Genomic DNA, 15,917 nt, shown 5'->3' with positions numbered 1-15,917 from the left:
CCGGGCGGCTGCCGGCGCAGGCGTCCCAGCTGTACGCACCAACCTGGTCAACCTGATGAAGCTGATGACCCCGGGCAAGGACGGCCGGCTGGTGCTGGACTTCGACGACGTGGTGCAACGGTCCATGACCGTGGTGCGCGACGGCGAATTGACCTGGCCGCCGCCACCGTCCAGGTCTCCGCCGCGCCGGCGGCCGCTCCCGCATCGGCTCGCACCGAGGTGAAGCCGACCCTTCCGGAACCGAGTCACCGATGTCGGGCCGGCGCCGGTTCACCGTGGCGGGGTCGGCGCCGCGGTGCTGTTCCTGTGCGCGGCTCTGTCCCCGGCGGCGCTGCTGGGCACCTGACGGTGTTCGCCCTGGCGATCGTGATCGGCTACTACGTGATCGGGCAGGTGCACCACGCCCTGCACACGCCGTTGATGAGCGTGACCAACGCGATCTCGGGAATCATCGTGTCGGCGCCCTGCTGCAGATCGGGCACGAGGGACCCCGAACGCACGCTGGTCACGGTGCTGTCGACGATCGCGATCCTGCTGGCCGCGGTCAACGTCTTCGGTGGCTTCGCGTGACCCGTCGGATGCTCTCCATGTTCTCGAGAAGCTGAGGGGGCCTGTCATGTCTGATCTGACGACTGTCGAGACAGCGGCGGCGGCTGCCTACATCGTCGCGGCCCTGCTCTTCATCCTGGCGCTGGCCGGCCTGTCCCGTCACGAGACCGCCAAGGCCGGCAAGTCCTTCGCGTTGCGGCATGGCGGTGCCTTGCCGCGACGATCGCGCTGGCGATCCACCATCACATCTCCGGAGTCGGTCTGGCACTGATGATCGGCGCCATGCGGTCGCGGCCGCTGCTGTGCGGGCCCGGGTGGTGGAGATGACCGGGATGCCCGAACTGATCGCCTTGCTGCACTCGTTCGTGGGTCTGGCTGCGGTGCTGGTGGGCTGGAACGGCTACCTGCACGTCGAGGCCACCCTTGACGGCCCTGTCAGCGCCGAGTCAAGGTGCTGGTGGCTCAGGAACTCCTCGGATCCATTCCCGATGTTCATCGGCTCTTCATCGCCCGTCACCTTCACCGGCTCGATCGTGGCGTCCTCAAGCTCTCATATAGTCTCGCTGATGCTCCGGCAAAACTACCTCAACCTCGGTGCCCTGCCGCGTTCGCGTGCTGACCACTGGTTCGTCATCGACCCGGCGCTGTGGCTGTATCGCCGTCACGCCGTCGCGCTGCCCTGGGCTGCACCTGTCGCCTCGATCGGCGCGGCGACATGCCGTGGTCGTCTCGATGCTGAACTCCTACTCCGGCTGGCAGCCGCGGCGTCGGGATTCCTGCTGGAGAACGACCTGCTGATCATCACCGGCGCCCTGGTCGGCTCCTCGGGTGCCTACCTGTCCTCCGTCATGTGCAAGGCGATGAATCGTTCCTTCGTCTCCGTGATCGCCGGCGGCTTCGGCATCGAGGCCGGCCCGGCCGACGACAAGGACTACGGCGAGCACCGCGAGATCACCGCCGAGGGCGTCGCCGAGCTCCTCGGGACGGCCGACTCGGTGATCATCACCCCGGCTACGGCATGGCCGTGGCCCAGGCCCAGTACGGCATCGCCGAGCTGACCCGCAAACTCAGGGACCGAGATGTCAACGTCCGCTTCGGCATCCACCCGGTCGCAGGCCGGCTGCCGGGCCACATGAACGTCCTGCTCGCCGAGGCCAAAGTCCCCTACGACATCGTTCTGGAGATGGACGAGATCAACGACGACTTCGACGACACCGCCGTCGTCCTCGTCATCGGCGCCAACGACACCGTCAACCCGGCCGCCGCCGAGGATCCCGCCTCACCCATCGCCGGCATGCCCGTCCTGCAGGTCTGGAACGCCGAGAACGTCATCGTCTTCAAACGCTCCATGGCCTCCGGATACGCCGGCGTCCAGAACCCGCTCTTCTACCGCGAGAACTCCGCCATGCTCTTCGGCGACGCCAAGGACCGCGTCGACGACATCCTCCGGGTCCTCTAATACAAGTCTTGCTGCAGGCGTCAGCAACTGACCAGGCACAGCAACGAGATTGGCGCGCAATCCGGGCTCCGGGAGTTCGACGCCGGTCCACGCGCTCGTGACGGTCGAGGGCCACGAGTGACGGCAGCACTGGCAGGCGAGAGCCACCCGCGGCTCGGAGACGCCGAGCTGGTCACCTCTTCCAAGCGCGTCGAGGACGCTGAGGTCGCCGAGCATTCCGGCACCGTGACGCAGCGCCCTGGGCGGGGACGCAGTAGGACGCATCGCGACGCAGTGAGTCCGACATGCCAGGAATCGAGCGCGCCGTTTTCGACAGACGGACCGCACCTCGTCAACAAAGTGAGAGGACTCGGATTATGAACAGCGTGGACAACGTCTGGAGCGGCGGCGTAGAGCAAGAAACGGTCGGTGCTACCGCCATCTTGACCATTCACAATGGCGAGCGGAACCTGCTGAACCCAGGCATCCTCACCGACATCCGCACCCGCCTGCAGGAGTGTGACGACAACCCGGACATCCGCGCCGTCCTGCTCACCGGTGCAGGTGACACCTTCTGCGGCGGTCTCGACATCGCTGCCATCAAAGCTGGTGCAGATCCAGCTCTGTTCGGCGAGGCGTTGCTGGACGCCCTCCGGATCTTCCCTCATCTGGGTTTGTCTGTCGCGGCTGCCGTCAACGGCGACGCGCTCGCCAGCGGCGCTTCGTTCGTAGCGGCCTGCGACTTCGCCGTCGCAGTGGACAGTGCGCGAATCGGCACGGTGGAGGTCAGCGCCGGGATGTGGCCGATGATCGCGCAGGTGCCCATCATTCATCGGCTTGGGCCGCGCCTGGCGATCGAGAACATCGGTTCCGGCAAGCCGTTCACCGCCGAGAGAGCCCGCGAGGTCGGTCTCGTGCAGGCCGTGGTTGAGGCCGGCCGAGCAGCTGTGGTTGCCCAGGAGTGGCTCGACAACGCACTGAGGGCGGCTGGCGCAGGTGCCCCTGGCCGTCGCTCGGTCTACGAATTCGCATCGATGTCATACGACGACGCGCTCGACGCTTCGCTGCCACGTTTCATCGAGGTGTTCGATTACTGATCTTGCTGCCAAGCCGCTGCTGTGACGGTGGTGCTGGTTCATAGCACCGCCCGTCACGGAGCAGCCGGCCCGCGACCGGGTGGATGCCGAAGCGCACGTCCTGCGGTCCTCCGATACGCGTCTCGCCGAAGGCGCCGCCCATCGGCGACGAACATCCATCGTCTTGTACATCCCTGACACAGGAGCCCCCCATGCACGTGTCGACAGACCACCGCACTCACTCCGACTTCCCGACCGAATTCCGCGGCGCGGTGCTGCGGCCCGGCGACGACCAGTACGACGCGGCACGTGCGGTGTACCAAGGCCGTGCCGCCGACGAGGGTCCCGCGCTGATCGCGCAGTGCGCCGACGAGGAGGACGTCGCCACCGTCCTGCGCTACGCCACCGCACACACCATCCCGGTGGCCGTACGCAGTGGCGGGCACGGTTCCGACGGCTATGCGATGCCGGGTGGCGCGTTGGTCATCGACCTCTCGGCGATGCGGGACGTCATCGTCGACCCGGAGACCCGGGTGGTACGGGCCCAACCTGGCGTCAGGCTCGGCGAGATGGACGCCGCCGCACAGCAGCACGGCCTGGCCGTACCCGCCGGGACGGTCAGCAACACCGGCGTCGCCGGGCTGACCCTGGGCGGCGGCATCGGCTTCCTGATGCGCCGCTACGGCGCCACCGTCGACAATCTGCTGGCCTGCGACGTGATCACTGTGGACGGCCGCAAGGTCCGCGCCGACGAGACCGAGAATTCCGAGCTGTTCTGGGCGCTGCGCGGCGGGGGCGGCAACTTCGGAGTCGTCACCTCGCTCGAGTACCGCGCGCACCCGGTCGGCCCCGACGTCGTCGCAGGACAGCTGATATTCCCGTTCGACCAGGCAGCCGATGTCCTCGGCAAGCTTTCGGCGCACCTGGCCACAGCCCGCGGAGCTGCCTGCGGTCGCGATCGCTGATGCTCCCCCGCTTCCGATGCTGCCCGATGAAGTGCACGGGAAGCCGGCGCTGATTCTCGTCGTGGTCCACACCGGGGAGCCCGCCACGGCCGACGAGGTCGTCGAGTCGCTCGCCGCGCTCGGCCAACCGCTGGCCAACCTGGTCACGAAGACCACGTGGGTTCAGGCGAACAGCATGCTCGACGCCGTCGCCCCTACGGCATGCGCATGAACCTGCGTGGTGGGTACCTGCCGACACTGTCCGGCGACGCCGTCGACGTGCTGCTGGAGCACGTTGCCACCGTGCCGGCCGGACCCGGCGACATCTACTCGATCAACATCTCGTTCATGGGCGGTGCGATCTCCGAGGACATGGACGAGGACGCCGTGGCCTTCTCCCGTGCGGGAGCCGGCTGGCTGTGGGAAGCCATCTGCAAGTGGGACGAACCCGAGTCCGACGCGCAGTACGACGAGTGGGCGACGACCCTCACCGAGGCGATGCGGCCGCACACGCTGACGAACGGCTACGCCAACCTCACCGACGACCTGGGCGAAGAGTGGCGCCGCGGAGTGCACGGCAGCGAGGCCAAACACCAGCGGCTGCGTTCGATCAAGGCCGCCTGGGACCCTCAGAACCTGCTCCGCTTCAACAAGAACATCGCACCTGAGACCACCGACTGACCGCACACGGGCGGGCGTCACACGAGCGGCTCGCCGTGTGGCGCTCTTCCTTTCGCCCCGTACCGGCGGGGCGAACTCCGGGATCTCCGCGGCAACCGGACCGCGGCCGTACCTGGCGGCGGCGCCACCGAACTTCCCCGCGTCGCCACAGCCCTGCTCCACCGTCACGACGCTCTCGCCCTGCGCCTGAAGCGCATGACGACGTCGTAGTCGTCACCTTGCGCTTTCCCGGTCCGGTGCGTGGAGCGTACGTCCGTGCGACGTCCCGTGAGTTCTCGCCGGGACGTCGCACAGAGGGCTCTGCTTCTTCCTCTTGGCCTCGGATCTACGCGATCTGCCGGCCCCGGGTCTCCGGGAGCGCCAGCACGCCGACGATCACCAGGACGTACCCCAGTGCTCCGATGCCCATGGCCGCCTTCAGTCCGAGGATCGATGAGAGCACGCCGACGAGGGCGGGGAAGAAGGCGGCGACGCCCCGCCCGAAGTTGTGGGCGATGCCGACGCCGGCGCCGCGTACCCGGCTGGGGAACAACTCGCTGAAGAACACGCCCGAGCGGCCAGCAATCCGCACGCCGCCATCCCCAGCGGCACGCCCAGCACCAGCAGCAGGCTGTTGGCCCCTCGGGGATCCAGGTGTAGGCGACCACGCACACCACGCCGCTGAACGCGAAGAGGATGTACGTCTTCCGGCGGCCGATCCAGTCGTGCAGGTACCCGCCGGGTCGTGTAGCCGAGGAAGCAGCCGACGATGATGACCGAGAGGTAGCCGCTGGTCCCGACGACCGTCAGACCGCGCTCCTTGTGCAGGTAGGACGGCAGCCAGGTGAAGATGGCGAAGTACCCGCCCTGCGCTCCGATCCCGACCAGCAGGGTCAGCAGCGTGGTGCGCCGTAGGTCGCGCGGAACAGTTCGGCGAATCCGCTCCACACCGTGTGGCGGACGCCTCCTTGACCCGGCGGCGATTCTCCTTCGAGGCGTCCGAGTCCTTGACGTTGCGCCGTATGAAGATCAGCGCGAAGGCGGGGATGATGCCGAGGATGAACAGATAGCGCCAGGCGTCAGGGCCGGCGTGGCTGAAGATGACGGAATAGGCCAGGACGGCCAGGGCCCAGCCGACCGCGTAGGAGCTGGCGACGAATCCCATGATCCGGCCGCGATGCCGGGCGGGGGCGATCTCGGCGATCAGGACCGCGCCGGCTGCGAACTCGCCACCGAATCCAAGACCTTGGAGCCCCTTGAACAGCAGCATCTGACCGTAGTTCTGGACAAGCCGGACAGTGCGGTGAAGACCGCGAAGGTCGCGATAGTGATCATCAGGACCCGCACCCGTCCCACCCGGTCCGCCAGCATGCCCGCGAGGGCACCGCCCACCGCCGAGGCCAGCACGGTCACGGTCACGATCATGCCCGACTCGGTGGAAGTCAGCGCGAATGCCGCGGCGATGGACCCGAGGGCCAGCGGCAGGGTCATGAAGTCGAAGGCGTCCAGGCCCCATCCGGCGGACCCGGCCCAGAACGCGGGCCGGTGCTCGCGTGGGATGGAGTGGTACCAGCGGGGAAAGGGTGCTTCCGGGGACGCGGCGGCCGTCGGCGCGGCCGAGGGCGGTGCTTCGGTCATAGGTTCTCCTGAGCTCGTTCTCGAAGGGGTGGGGATTCCCTGGGAGTTGTGTTGCGACCGGACGGCGGGCCGGGGCGTTGCGGGAGGGGCCCGGTCGCGCCGGCCGCGGCCGACACCGCCTCTCGGGGCATGAACACGTCAATCCGGGATCGGGATGCTTCGGGGAGACCGCGAGTCAACCTCGCGGTGCGGCACATCGCCCGGCGCTGTCAGCAGGACCGGGTGCGAGGAGCCACGGGCGGTGCCCGCGCCCATCGCGCCCGGTCCGAGGAAACCGAAGGTCCGCGTCAGCTCTTCCAGATCGACTTGAGGTTGCAGAACTCCCGGATGCCCTCCGCTGCGAGCTCGCGGCCGATGCCGGAGTCCTTGACGCCGCCGAAGGGCAGCTCGGGGTAGGAGACGCTCATGCCGTTGACGAAGACGGCACCGGCCGCGAGGCGGTTGATCAGGAACCGCTCCTCGTCCGGGTCAGTGGTCCACACCGACGAACTGAGACCGAAAGTAGTGTCGTTGGCGAGCTCCGCCGCCTGCTCGATGTCGTCGACCCGGTGGACCACTGCCAACGGGCCGAACGTCTCCTCCCGGTACACCCGCATCTCGCCGGTGACCTCCTCCAGCACCGCCGGCTCGAAGAACCACCCCTCGGTACCGACCGCCGACCCACCGCACCGCAGGACGGCACCCTTCGCGACGGCGTCGTCGACGAGTTCGACGAGCTCGCGCCGGCCGGACTCCGTGGCGATCGGCCCGATCTGGGTTTCCTCGTCGAGCGGGTCGCCGATGGTCAGCGCCTTTGTGCCCGCGACGAAGGCCTCGACGAACTCCTCGTACACCTCCGTGTGGACGATGAACCGCTTGGCCGCGATGCAGGTCTGGCCGTTGTTGATCGTACGAGCCGTCACGGCGGTGCGGGCGGCGGCGCGGACATCGGCGGAAGGCATCACGATGAACGGGTCGGACCCACCCAGCTCCAGCACGACCTTCTTCACCTCGGAGCCGGCGACAGCGGCGACCGACCGCCCGGCCGGCTCGGAACCCGTCAGCGTCGCGGCGGCGACGCGCCGGTCGCGCAGGACCGCCTCGACGTCGGCTGCTCCGATGAGGAGCGTCTGGAACGAGCCGCGGGGAAGCCCGCCCGTTCGAAGAGCTTGTCGAGGTACATCGCGGACTGCGGCACGTTCGACGCGTGCTTGAGCAGGCCGACGTTGCCGGCCATCAGCGCAGGCGCGGCAAAGCGGATCACCTGCCACATCGGATAGTTCCACGGCATCACGGCCAGAACGACGCCGAGAGGCTGGTAGGAGGTGTAGGCAACCGATGCCTTGACTGTGCTCGGGTCGGCGAGCGGCTGGTCGGCCAGCAGGCTTTCGGCGTTGTCGGCGTAGAAGCGCATTGCGTGCGCAGCACTTGAGGACCTCGGCGCGGGCCTGCGCGATCGGCTTGCCCATTTCGATCGTGAGCCTTCGCGCCGTGTGGGCCGCCTCGGCCTCGACCAGGTCAGCAGCGGCCCGCATCCACTGGGCGCGAGTGCCGAAGTCGGTTGCCCGGAGCATCGCGGCCGCAGCCTCTGCTTGCGTCAGTCGCTGGTCGACCTGCTCCTTCGTGAGTGGGGTGAACTCTTCGATGAGCTCCCCGGTAGCGGGGTTGACGGTGGCGATGGGCACGGCGCTCTCCTCGTGGCGTGGGCACCAATGATTCTCGATTGGATCCATCGTAGGCTTCGCATTCACCGTGGACTAGTACTCTTGCGGCGCAAACACCATGCGCTCGCACCAAGTTGGATACATTCCAGTCGGCCGGCCGACAGAGACCGATCAACGGCGCATGGTGGGAGCCGGCCTCGCCGCATGTGCCGAAGGCGCACGACGGGGACCGTCGTCGCGGTATCGGGTGCCGGACCGGCTGCCCGGTCGACTCGTCGTCCAGCAGGTCCGCCGACGGCTCGACCGGTCGGACCGTTTCAACCGCCCCGGCGGAATCCTGCTCGTCCGCTCAGGAGACCGGGCCTCCCGCTCGCGTCGTCGCTGTCGACGAAAAGCTCGGGATGGGCCGTGAGTTCGACCCTGGTCCGGCGGATGTGCCCCGTGAGGTACCGCTCGCAGTCCTCAGGATCGCGGCGCCGCACGGCGTCGAGGATCAGCCGGTGTTCGGCGTTGACGATCGTCGCCCGGTCGGGGTCGGCGAGGACCATGAACGCACGGCGGTAGTGCTGGGTGGAGTTCCAGAGCCGCTCTGTCATGGCCAGCAGGTGGCCGCTGGGGCAAGCCGAATAGCTGGTCATGTGGAAGTCACGGTCGAGCAGCAGGAACCGGTTGATGTCGCTCTGGTTCTCGATCTCGTCCTGGATGCGCTCGAGGCGGGCGAGATGCTGGTCGGTGAGACGGGAGAGGCTCTCCGTCAGAGTCAGCGGCTCGAGTCGCTCACGCATCCGGTAGTACGTGTTCACGTCCTCGAGGCTGAGCACGGGAACCCGCGCACCCCGGTTGGGGAACGACTCGGTGAGGCCCTCCGACTCCAGGATCCGCAGCGCTTCGCGGACCGGGATACGGCTCGCGCCGAGGCGCGCGGCGAGTTCGTCCTGGCGCAACCACGTGCCGGGTGTCAGATCGCCGGCGAGGATCTCGTCACGGAGGATGCCCGCGATGCGCTGGCTCCTGACACTGTCCGACCCGCGCGGATCACGAGCGTGCGCAGGACTCAAGTGCGGTCACCTCTGAAATGCTGACGGTCGTGGTCGTAGGCCTTGCCGTCAGGATAGGACACCAGCTCAAAGTACATCCCCCACGGTGAGAGGAAGTAGACCCACCGCTGCCCCTTGGACGGTCCGGCACTCACGGTCGGGTCTCCCAGTACGGGAACGCCCCTCGCCCTCAGCCACGACACCGCCTCGTCCAGGTCCTCGACGTAGAGCGCGACATGGTGACCGCCGACGTCGCTGTTGCGCGGGACAGCCGTCCGCTGCTCAGCCGTCCGATACTCGAAGACCTCGAACACGGCCTGCTCTCCGCACCGGTAGAAGCGCAGTTGACGCAGCACCGTGCGCGCGTCCACGTCGAGATGCTCCGACATCCAGTCGTCCGCCGAGCTCAACGGGCCGATCGCATACAGATACTCACAGCCCAGGACGTCCACGAGCCAGGCGTGCGCCTGCTCCAGGTCCGGCACCGTGAAGCCGATGTGGTCAAGGCGGGTGAGACCGGGTAGAGCCATGATCTTCCTCCTTTGGATCCAAAGTGGGCTCCATAGTGACCCTGTCGACGCCAGAAGTCGAGGGAAGTCTTGTTATTGGATCCAATCCTGTGGCAGGGTCGGTGCACTCCGGTCGACTGAAGGAGGCTCCCGATGCCTGCCGAACACCAACTCCAAGCAAAGGCCGCATGGTCGGAGTCCGTCGCCACCCAGGACGACTGGGACGCCGCGGACCCCGACCTCCTGACAGGCATGTTCAGCCAGTTGGTGCTGATCCGGACCTTTGAGGAGTACGTCCTGGAGCTCGCCGCGGACGGGCTCATCCACGGCCCCGCGCATTCCAGCATCGGCCAGAGGGCGGCGCGGTCGGTGCGTGCTTCGCCCTTTCGTCGCAGGACACCGTGAACGGCTCGCACCGCGGCCATCACCAGTTCCTCGCCAAGGTGCTGGCCCACCTCCATCCCAAGGGCATCGACCCGACGAAGCCGTTCCCGGAGGATGTGCGGGCCGTGCTCCTGCGCAGCCTGCGCGAAATCTGCGGACTCGACCGGGTTTCAGCCACGGTCGCGGCGGCAGCATGCACCTGCAGTGGCACGAGGCCGGCGCCATCGGAACCAACGCGATCGTCGGTGGCGGGGTACCGCTCGCGGCCGGATCCGCCTGGGCCCACAAGAAGGCCGGCACCGACGCGGTGACCTTCACCTTCTTCGGCGACGGAGCGATCAACATCGGATCCACGCTGGAGAGCCTCAATCTCGCGGCGGCGTGGTCGCTGCCCTTGTGCTTCTTCGTCGAGAACAACCTGTACGCCGTCTCCACCCACGTGTCCGAAGTCACCGCCGAACCACGGCTGTCCGGCCGCGGCCCGGGCTTCGGCATCCGGAGCTGGAAGGTCGACGGCATGGATCCGCTGGCCGTGTACCTCGTGACGCAGCAGGCCCTCGCGCACATGCGCAACGGCAACGGTCCGACGATGATCGAAGCCGATGTGTACCGCTACTTCCACCAGAACGGACCCTTCCCCGGCTCGGCGTTCCGCTACCGCACCAAGGAAGAGGAAGCGCAGTGGCGTGCCCGCGACCCGATCGACACCATGGCGGGACACCTGGTACGCCGCAGAATCCTCACCAAGAAGGCGATCGCGGAGACGATCAAGCGCGCCAGGACCCTGATGTCCGAGCTCGGCGACGTCCTCCTGGAACCGCGACCGGGCGGCAAGCCGGGCGAGCGACGCATCGTGCCTTCGGAGTGGCCTGACCCGGCGTTCGTCGACGAAGGCGTCCGGGGCGACCTCTCGGAGCTGGCCGGGATCGAGTTCACCGACACCGAGGACTTCGCCGGCGACCTGACCGATGTCAAGTTCCTGGGCGCCGTCGCCGGCGTGATGGGACGCCGCCTGGACAGCGATCCTCGCGTCGTGGTGATGGGCGAGGACGTGCACAAGCTCAACGCGGAACCAACGGCGCCACCCGGGGCCTGAGCGAGGCGTTCCCCGACCGGGTGATCGGGACCCCGATTTCGGAGAACGCGTTCGCCGGCCTCGGTGGCGGACTGGCTCTGGACGGCCGGTTCCGCCCCATCGTCGAGTACGATTCATGTACGCCGACTTCATGTGGGTGGCGGCAGACCAGTTGTTCAACCAGATCGGAAAGGCCCGCCACATGTTCGGAGGTGAGGCAAGGTGCCGTTCGTCCTGCGCAGCAAGGTGGCCATGGGTACCGGCTACGGATCACAACACTCGATGGACCCGGCCGGCATCCTCGCGACCGCACCCGGCTGGCGCATAGTCGCACCGTCGACCGTTCGACTACGTCGGCCTGATGAACACGGCCTTGGCCTGCGACGACCCGGTCGTGGTTCTCGAGCACGTGGACCTGTACAACTCGACCGGTCCGGGCCTGCCGGAGAACTACGATCACTACCTTCCGTCGGCAAGGCCGCCGTACGCCGCGAGGGAGCGGCCCTGACCGTCCTCACCTATCTGGCGATGACGCCGGCCGTTCTGGCGGCCGTCGACCAGACGGGCGTGGACGCCGAGGTCATCGACCTGCGCTGGCTGGACCGGGCCAGTCTGGACTGGGACACGATCACCCGATCGGTGATGAAGACCAACAACGTGCTCATCGCCGAGCAGGGCGCCATCGGCACCTCCTACGGCGGCTGGCTCGCGGACGAGATCCAGCGGCGGCTGTTCGACTGGCTCGACGCCCCGATCGAGCGGGTGACCGGTGGCGAGGCGTCGCCGAGTATCAGCAAAGTGCTGGAGCGTGCCGCGTTCGCCTCGACGGAGGAAGTCGTCGCCAAGCTCCGCGAGATCTCTGGGGAGCGGAACGATGGCTGAGGTCCTGCGCATGCCCGAGGTCGCCGCCAACACCGAAGAGGCAATCCTGCAATCCTGGAACGTCGGCTTGAACGCCCGTTACACGGCGGGGGATCCGATCGTCACGGTGGAGACCGAGAAAGCCGTGGTCGAGGTGGAGGCCGAGGGCGACGGCGTACTCCTGCGCCTCCTGGTGGATGCGGGTTCGACCGTGGCGGTGGGTACACCGATCGCGATCTGGGGGGCGCCGGGCGAGTCGGCGTCCGCGGTGGACGCCCTGGTGGCTTCACTGGGAACGGAAGCGGTGCCCATGGCGGCTTCCTCCGCCTCGGTGTCGGCGCCTCAAGAGCGCGCGACGCCGACAGCCATGACCGCTCAGGCGCCCACGGAGGCGGCACAGGACAAGGGTGAACGCCTCTTCGCGAGCCCACTGGCGCGCCGTCTGGCGCGCCAGCTCGAAGTCGATCTGAACGGCGTGGTCGGGAGCGGTCCGCACGGACGGATCCGGCGGTCCGACGTCGAAGCGGCCGCCGCCAGGTCGGCGGAGCCGCAGGAGGAGGTGCCGGCCCACACGCGCGAAGACTTCCGGACGACGGCGACTTCGGCAGTCGATCCACGGTTCGTGGACGTGCCCGTCACGCGGATGCGTCGGGCCATCGCCCGTCGGCTGACGGAGAGCAAGCAGACCACACCGCACTTCTATCTACGCGCCGGCGCACGCGTCGACGCGTTGCTCGAGCTGCGGCGGCGGATCAACGCCGGCCAGGGTGTGAAGGTGTCGATCAACGACCTGCTCGTCAAGGCGATCGCGTCCACGCACGGGATCGTTCCCGCGATGAACGTGCAGTGGAACGACACCTCGATCCGGCAGTTCTCGGGCGTCGACATCGCCGTGGCCGTCGCCACCGACGGCGGTTTGGTCACCCCGGTGGTCCGCGACGTGGGCTCCCTGTCGATGAGCGGCGTTGCCACGGCGACGAAGGACCTCATCGCCCGTGCGAAGGAGCGCCGACTGCGACAGGAAGAACTGGAGGGCGGCACGATCACGATCACCAACCTCGGCATGTACGGCACCGACGACTTCGCAGCGATCATCAACCCGCCACAGGCCGCGATCCTGGCTGTCGGCGCGGTGCAGCAGGCGGCGGTCGTCGAGGAAGGTGCGGTCACCGTCGCGTCCGTTCTGCGACTGACGCTCGCCGTCGACCACCGGTCGGTGGACGGCGCCACCGCGGCCGAGTGGATGAAGGCGTTCGTGGACGTTCTTGAACACCCGCTACAGATCCTGCTGTGACCACGCCGACGTTTCTGCAGTCGGCGGCTCCGTCCTTCTCCGAGAGAAGAACCGAGCCCCGAGCCCTCGGCAAGTGCGGTTAACGCAGGACTCACACGAGAGCGCCGGGCCGCCTCACGCTTTCCCGACTGCTAACGGCGCGAGGCTCATACTGGCTTGCGCTCAGCCTGCCCCCTAGGACGAAGGAGGGATGGGTGATGGAGGTTTTCAGCCTCGAGACACCCCAGGGAAGACGGGGCCTCCGTGGTCACAGCCTCGCTGGTGGAGCCCGCTCGCGCACCAAGGTCGCGATAGGGACCTTCGACGGCGTTCACCTCGGTCACCGTCAGGTCCTTCAGGGGTGCGACACCGTGCTCACCTTCGACCCTCACCCGATGCAGGTACTCGAACCGCACCGTGTTCCGGGCCTGTTGAGCGATCGCCGGCAGAAGCTGCACAAGCTCGGCTCACTGGGGATCCGACAGGTGGTGATCGTCCCGTTCGACCATGCCTGGTCGCGAGTCTCGGCTGAGGACTTCGTCGAAAGCGTCGTGCTCGACCGGCTCGGTGCGCAGTTCGTCAGCGTCGGCCAGGGTTTCCGGTTCGGCGCCTGGGCGCCGGGACGGCAGCCACCTTCGATCGGTATCCCGAGCTGAGCACCCAGGTCGTCCCTCTCGTCACGCGGGGCCCGGCCGGTGAGCCGGTCTCCTCCACGCGCATCCGTCGGCTCGTCTCCGACGGCGACCTCGAATCGGCCGCTGACCTGCTGGGAGCCTCCCTCACCCTTCCGGCAGTCGTTGCCGACGAAGGCCGGTTGCTCATCTCGTCCAGGTTCGCGCGTCCCGCACCCGGGCTCTATCTCGGATGCCTGGACGGTCACCCTTGCACGCTTGAAGTGTGCCGGGATCACACGGTGGCCGCCATGGGCGCAGCGCCCACCGGCACCACTGTGGAGGTGACGTTCGTGAAGCAAGCAAGCGTTCAGTGACGCTGCACATAAACCTGCCCATCCCTGAAGCTCTGCAGGAAGGCGGCTCGCGACAACCGCGGCCCAGCGGAAGTTGACGTCACCCACCCCTGCCTGTTTCAGCACCACCTGACAACGTGCGCCCATGCGAGTGCACACGGCGCGCGTGCCACCCCTCCATCCCCGTAACTACACGCCGGCAAAGGACTTGTGATGGCGATTCCGACGTTTGGACCGAACACGGTCGACTGGGAGACCCGGGTCGACATGAACAGGCTCCGCGACGAGCGACTGGCCCGTCTCCGCAAGTCGTTGGAGCAGTCCGACCTCGGCGCGGTCCTGGCCTTCGACTTCGCCAACATCCGCTATATGACCTCGACCCACATCGGGACCTGGGCGATCGACAAGATGATCCGGTTCTCCCTGCTGGTCAGGGGAGGTGAGCCGATCGTCTGGGACTTCGGTTCAGCCGCCAAGCACCACCAGCTGTACAACCCCTGGCTGGACTATTCGAACGCCCACGTGGACGGTGATCCGCACGGAGCCCACCACGGAGCCGATGCCCGCAACCCCAGCGGCGCTCGCGCCGGCATCTCGACGTTGCGCGGCGCCATCAACCCCTGGTCGGGATGGCCGACTCCGTCGCCGAGAAGATCAAGCATGAACTCGAGCTCTACGGACTCCTGGGGGAGCCGCTCGGCGTCGACGTCGTCGAGCTCCCGGTCCTGATGGCCCTGCAGAACGCGGGCATCACCGTGGTCGACGGCCAGCAGGTTTTCCTGGAGGCCCGACGCATCAAGACACGTGACGAGATCCACCTGCTCACCCATGCATGCTCGATGGTCGACGCCGCCTACGAGAACCTCTACGAGTTCCTCCGGCCGGGTGTGCGTGAGAACGAGTGCGTGGGTGTGGTGGCCAAGACTCTCTACGACCTCGGCTCGGAGTTCGTCGAGGGCGTCAACGCGATCTCCGGGGAACGGTGTGCACCACACCCCACGTCTTCTCGGACCGCATCGTGCGGCCCGGGGATCCGGCGTTCTTCGACATCCTCCACAGCTACAACGGCTATCGCACCTGCTACTACCGCACCTTCGCCGTCGGCAGCGCCTCTTCCGCTCAACGCGACGCCTACACGCGGTGCCGTGAGTACATGGACGAAGCGATCAGCCTGGTCCGCCCCGGAGCCACGACGGCCGACATCGTGTCGGTGTGGCCGACGGCGCAGGAGTTCGGGTTCCCCGATGAGGAGGCCTTCGCGCTTCAGTACGGCCATGGAGTCGGGCTGTCGATCTGGGAGAAGCCTGTGTTCTCCAGACTGGTGTCCTTCGAGCACCCCGAGGTGCTCGAAGAGGGCATGGTGTTCGCGCTGGAGACCTACTGGCCGTCAAAGGACGGCTGGGGCGCGGCCCGGATCGAGGAGGAGCTCGTGGTGACGCGGAAGGGTGTGAGGTGATCACAAAGTTCCCGGCGGAGGAGCTGCTGGTCGCCGGTCGGCGTTACTTCACCGTCTCGGGACCGTTGTCGGCCGAGCGCGACTCGCAGTCGCACCTGAACACGGTGGCCGGGAGCCGGTCCAGCCACCGGGACGACTCTGCCGGCCTCTGACCGGAAGGTCGCCCGGCCCAAGCCCGCGGGTCCGCGCGAGCGCGGTCGACGTCATGCCTGATGAGCGCAGCTCGCACAGCTCTCTTCACGGCATCGTCGAGGCCGTCGCGGGGACCCCGGAAGCGCCTTCACCGACGCGATGATCCGTCTGCTGGTCGGCATTCCTCTGCGCTCTGACGGCCGGCTGACGATCAAGTCCCTCGCCCAGGAGGCGGGGCTCAAGCGCAACAAGCTCACCCACCAGCACACCGGCCT

The 15,917-nt window shown here is 67.6% G+C and carries 19 protein-coding genes and 3 pseudogenes; 16 read left to right on the top strand and 6 right to left on the bottom strand.

Annotated elements, in window-relative coordinates:
* Positions 1 to 55 precede the first annotated feature (55 nt).
* From StrepF001_RS47610 to StrepF001_RS47580, 9 genes are all read left to right on the top strand, one after another.
* The gene (locus StrepF001_RS47610) at positions 56 to 223 is read left to right on the top strand and encodes a hypothetical protein (RefSeq protein ID WP_240797419.1); all 168 of its coding nucleotides are present in this window, start codon (positions 56 to 58) and stop codon (positions 221 to 223) included.
* Between the two features lie 83 nt (positions 224 to 306).
* Positions 307 to 570: a proton-translocating transhydrogenase family protein gene (locus StrepF001_RS47605; RefSeq protein WP_240797418.1), complete on the top strand. Its 264-nt coding sequence runs from the start codon at positions 307 to 309 to the stop codon at positions 568 to 570.
* A 46-nt stretch (positions 571 to 616) separates the two neighbouring features.
* On the top strand, positions 617 to 820 hold the full coding sequence (locus StrepF001_RS45540) for a hypothetical protein (protein ID WP_165396188.1): 204 nt from the start codon (positions 617 to 619) through the stop codon (positions 818 to 820).
* Between the two features lie 52 nt (positions 821 to 872).
* Positions 873 to 1,607, top strand: coding sequence for an NAD(P)(+) transhydrogenase (Re/Si-specific) subunit beta (locus StrepF001_RS47600; RefSeq protein WP_240797417.1), 735 nt, complete (start codon positions 873 to 875; stop codon positions 1,605 to 1,607).
* Positions 1,574 to 2,008: an NAD(P)(+) transhydrogenase (Re/Si-specific) subunit beta gene (locus tag StrepF001_RS47595; RefSeq protein ID WP_240797416.1), complete on the top strand. Its 435-nt coding sequence runs from the start codon at positions 1,574 to 1,576 to the stop codon at positions 2,006 to 2,008. Before StrepF001_RS47600 ends, StrepF001_RS47595 begins: the two co-directional genes overlap by 34 nt.
* Positions 2,009 to 2,364: 356 nt before the next feature.
* The gene (locus StrepF001_RS11815) at positions 2,365 to 3,084 is read left to right on the top strand and encodes an enoyl-CoA hydratase/isomerase family protein (RefSeq protein WP_206306818.1); all 720 of its coding nucleotides are present in this window, start codon (positions 2,365 to 2,367) and stop codon (positions 3,082 to 3,084) included.
* A gap of 191 nt (positions 3,085 to 3,275) precedes the next feature.
* Positions 3,276 to 4,028, top strand: coding sequence for an FAD-binding oxidoreductase (locus tag StrepF001_RS47590; protein WP_240797415.1), 753 nt, complete (start codon positions 3,276 to 3,278; stop codon positions 4,026 to 4,028).
* Between the two features lie 16 nt (positions 4,029 to 4,044).
* Positions 4,045 to 4,239 (top strand): hypothetical protein, encoded by a 195-nt coding sequence (locus tag StrepF001_RS47585; RefSeq protein WP_240797414.1) that lies wholly within the window; start codon positions 4,045 to 4,047, stop codon positions 4,237 to 4,239.
* Complete coding sequence (locus tag StrepF001_RS47580) at positions 4,236 to 4,688, top strand: BBE domain-containing protein (protein ID WP_240797413.1); 453 nt, start codon at positions 4,236 to 4,238, stop codon at positions 4,686 to 4,688. The genes StrepF001_RS47585 and StrepF001_RS47580 overlap by 4 nt, the downstream gene beginning before the upstream one ends.
* 325 nt (positions 4,689 to 5,013) lie before the next feature.
* On the opposite strand, the gene StrepF001_RS47575 is transcribed toward StrepF001_RS47580, so the two are convergent.
* From StrepF001_RS47575 to StrepF001_RS11785, 6 genes and pseudogenes are all read right to left on the bottom strand, one after another.
* Positions 5,014 to 5,259 (bottom strand): hypothetical protein, encoded by a 246-nt coding sequence (locus StrepF001_RS47575; protein WP_240797412.1) that lies wholly within the window; start codon positions 5,257 to 5,259, stop codon positions 5,014 to 5,016.
* A 611-nt stretch (positions 5,260 to 5,870) separates the two neighbouring features.
* Complete coding sequence (locus StrepF001_RS11800; protein ID WP_129798201.1) at positions 5,871 to 6,305, bottom strand: MFS transporter; 435 nt, start codon at positions 6,303 to 6,305, stop codon at positions 5,871 to 5,873.
* 287 nt (positions 6,306 to 6,592) lie between these two features.
* Positions 6,593 to 7,698: pseudogene (locus StrepF001_RS11795) on the bottom strand (aldehyde dehydrogenase family protein).
* 28 nt (positions 7,699 to 7,726) lie between these two features.
* Positions 7,727 to 8,017: pseudogene (locus StrepF001_RS49475) on the bottom strand (aldehyde dehydrogenase family protein); the annotation flags it as partial.
* Positions 8,018 to 8,265: 248 nt separating this feature from the next.
* Complete coding sequence (locus tag StrepF001_RS11790; protein ID WP_129798200.1) at positions 8,266 to 9,006, bottom strand: GntR family transcriptional regulator; 741 nt, start codon at positions 9,004 to 9,006, stop codon at positions 8,266 to 8,268.
* A complete protein-coding gene (locus StrepF001_RS11785) occupies positions 9,003 to 9,515 on the bottom strand; it encodes a VOC family protein (protein ID WP_129798199.1) in 513 nt (170 codons plus the stop codon). Before StrepF001_RS11785 ends, StrepF001_RS11790 begins: the two co-directional genes overlap by 4 nt.
* A gap of 132 nt (positions 9,516 to 9,647) precedes the next feature.
* Here StrepF001_RS11785 and StrepF001_RS47570 point away from each other — a divergent pair, with 132 nt between their 5' ends.
* The 7 genes and pseudogenes from StrepF001_RS47570 (at position 9,648) to StrepF001_RS11765 (ending at position 15,662) form a co-directional block, all read left to right on the top strand.
* Positions 9,648 to 9,899 (top strand): hypothetical protein, encoded by a 252-nt coding sequence (locus tag StrepF001_RS47570; protein ID WP_240797411.1) that lies wholly within the window; start codon positions 9,648 to 9,650, stop codon positions 9,897 to 9,899.
* A 172-nt stretch (positions 9,900 to 10,071) separates the two neighbouring features.
* Positions 10,072 to 10,974, top strand: a complete 903-nt coding sequence (locus StrepF001_RS47565; protein WP_240797410.1) for a thiamine pyrophosphate-dependent dehydrogenase E1 component subunit alpha — start codon at positions 10,072 to 10,074, stop codon at positions 10,972 to 10,974.
* Between the two features lie 340 nt (positions 10,975 to 11,314).
* Entirely contained in the window at positions 11,315 to 11,461 is a 147-nt protein-coding gene (locus tag StrepF001_RS47555) for a hypothetical protein (protein ID WP_240797408.1), read from the top strand.
* A 20-nt stretch (positions 11,462 to 11,481) separates the two neighbouring features.
* Positions 11,482 to 11,835, top strand: a complete 354-nt coding sequence (locus StrepF001_RS47550; protein ID WP_240797407.1) for a transketolase C-terminal domain-containing protein — start codon at positions 11,482 to 11,484, stop codon at positions 11,833 to 11,835.
* Positions 11,828 to 13,108 (top strand): dihydrolipoamide acetyltransferase family protein, encoded by a 1,281-nt coding sequence (locus StrepF001_RS11775; protein WP_129798198.1) that lies wholly within the window; start codon positions 11,828 to 11,830, stop codon positions 13,106 to 13,108. The genes StrepF001_RS47550 and StrepF001_RS11775 overlap by 8 nt, the downstream gene beginning before the upstream one ends.
* Positions 13,109 to 13,305: 197 nt before the next feature.
* Positions 13,306 to 13,743 carry a hypothetical protein gene (locus tag StrepF001_RS11770; protein ID WP_129798197.1) on the top strand — a complete coding sequence of 146 codons (438 nt, stop codon included), beginning with the start codon at positions 13,306 to 13,308 and terminating at the stop codon, positions 13,741 to 13,743.
* A gap of 524 nt (positions 13,744 to 14,267) precedes the next feature.
* Positions 14,268 to 15,662: pseudogene (locus StrepF001_RS11765) on the top strand (Xaa-Pro peptidase family protein).
* Positions 15,663 to 15,917 lie beyond the last annotated feature (255 nt).

This window comes from Streptomyces sp. F001 (assembly GCF_004187715.1).
In the GTDB taxonomy this organism is placed as follows: domain Bacteria; phylum Actinomycetota; class Actinomycetes; order Streptomycetales; family Streptomycetaceae; genus Streptomyces; species Streptomyces flavusporus.
Note: the sequence above shows the minus strand (reverse complement) of the source record. Positions and strands in the feature narration are given on the sequence as shown.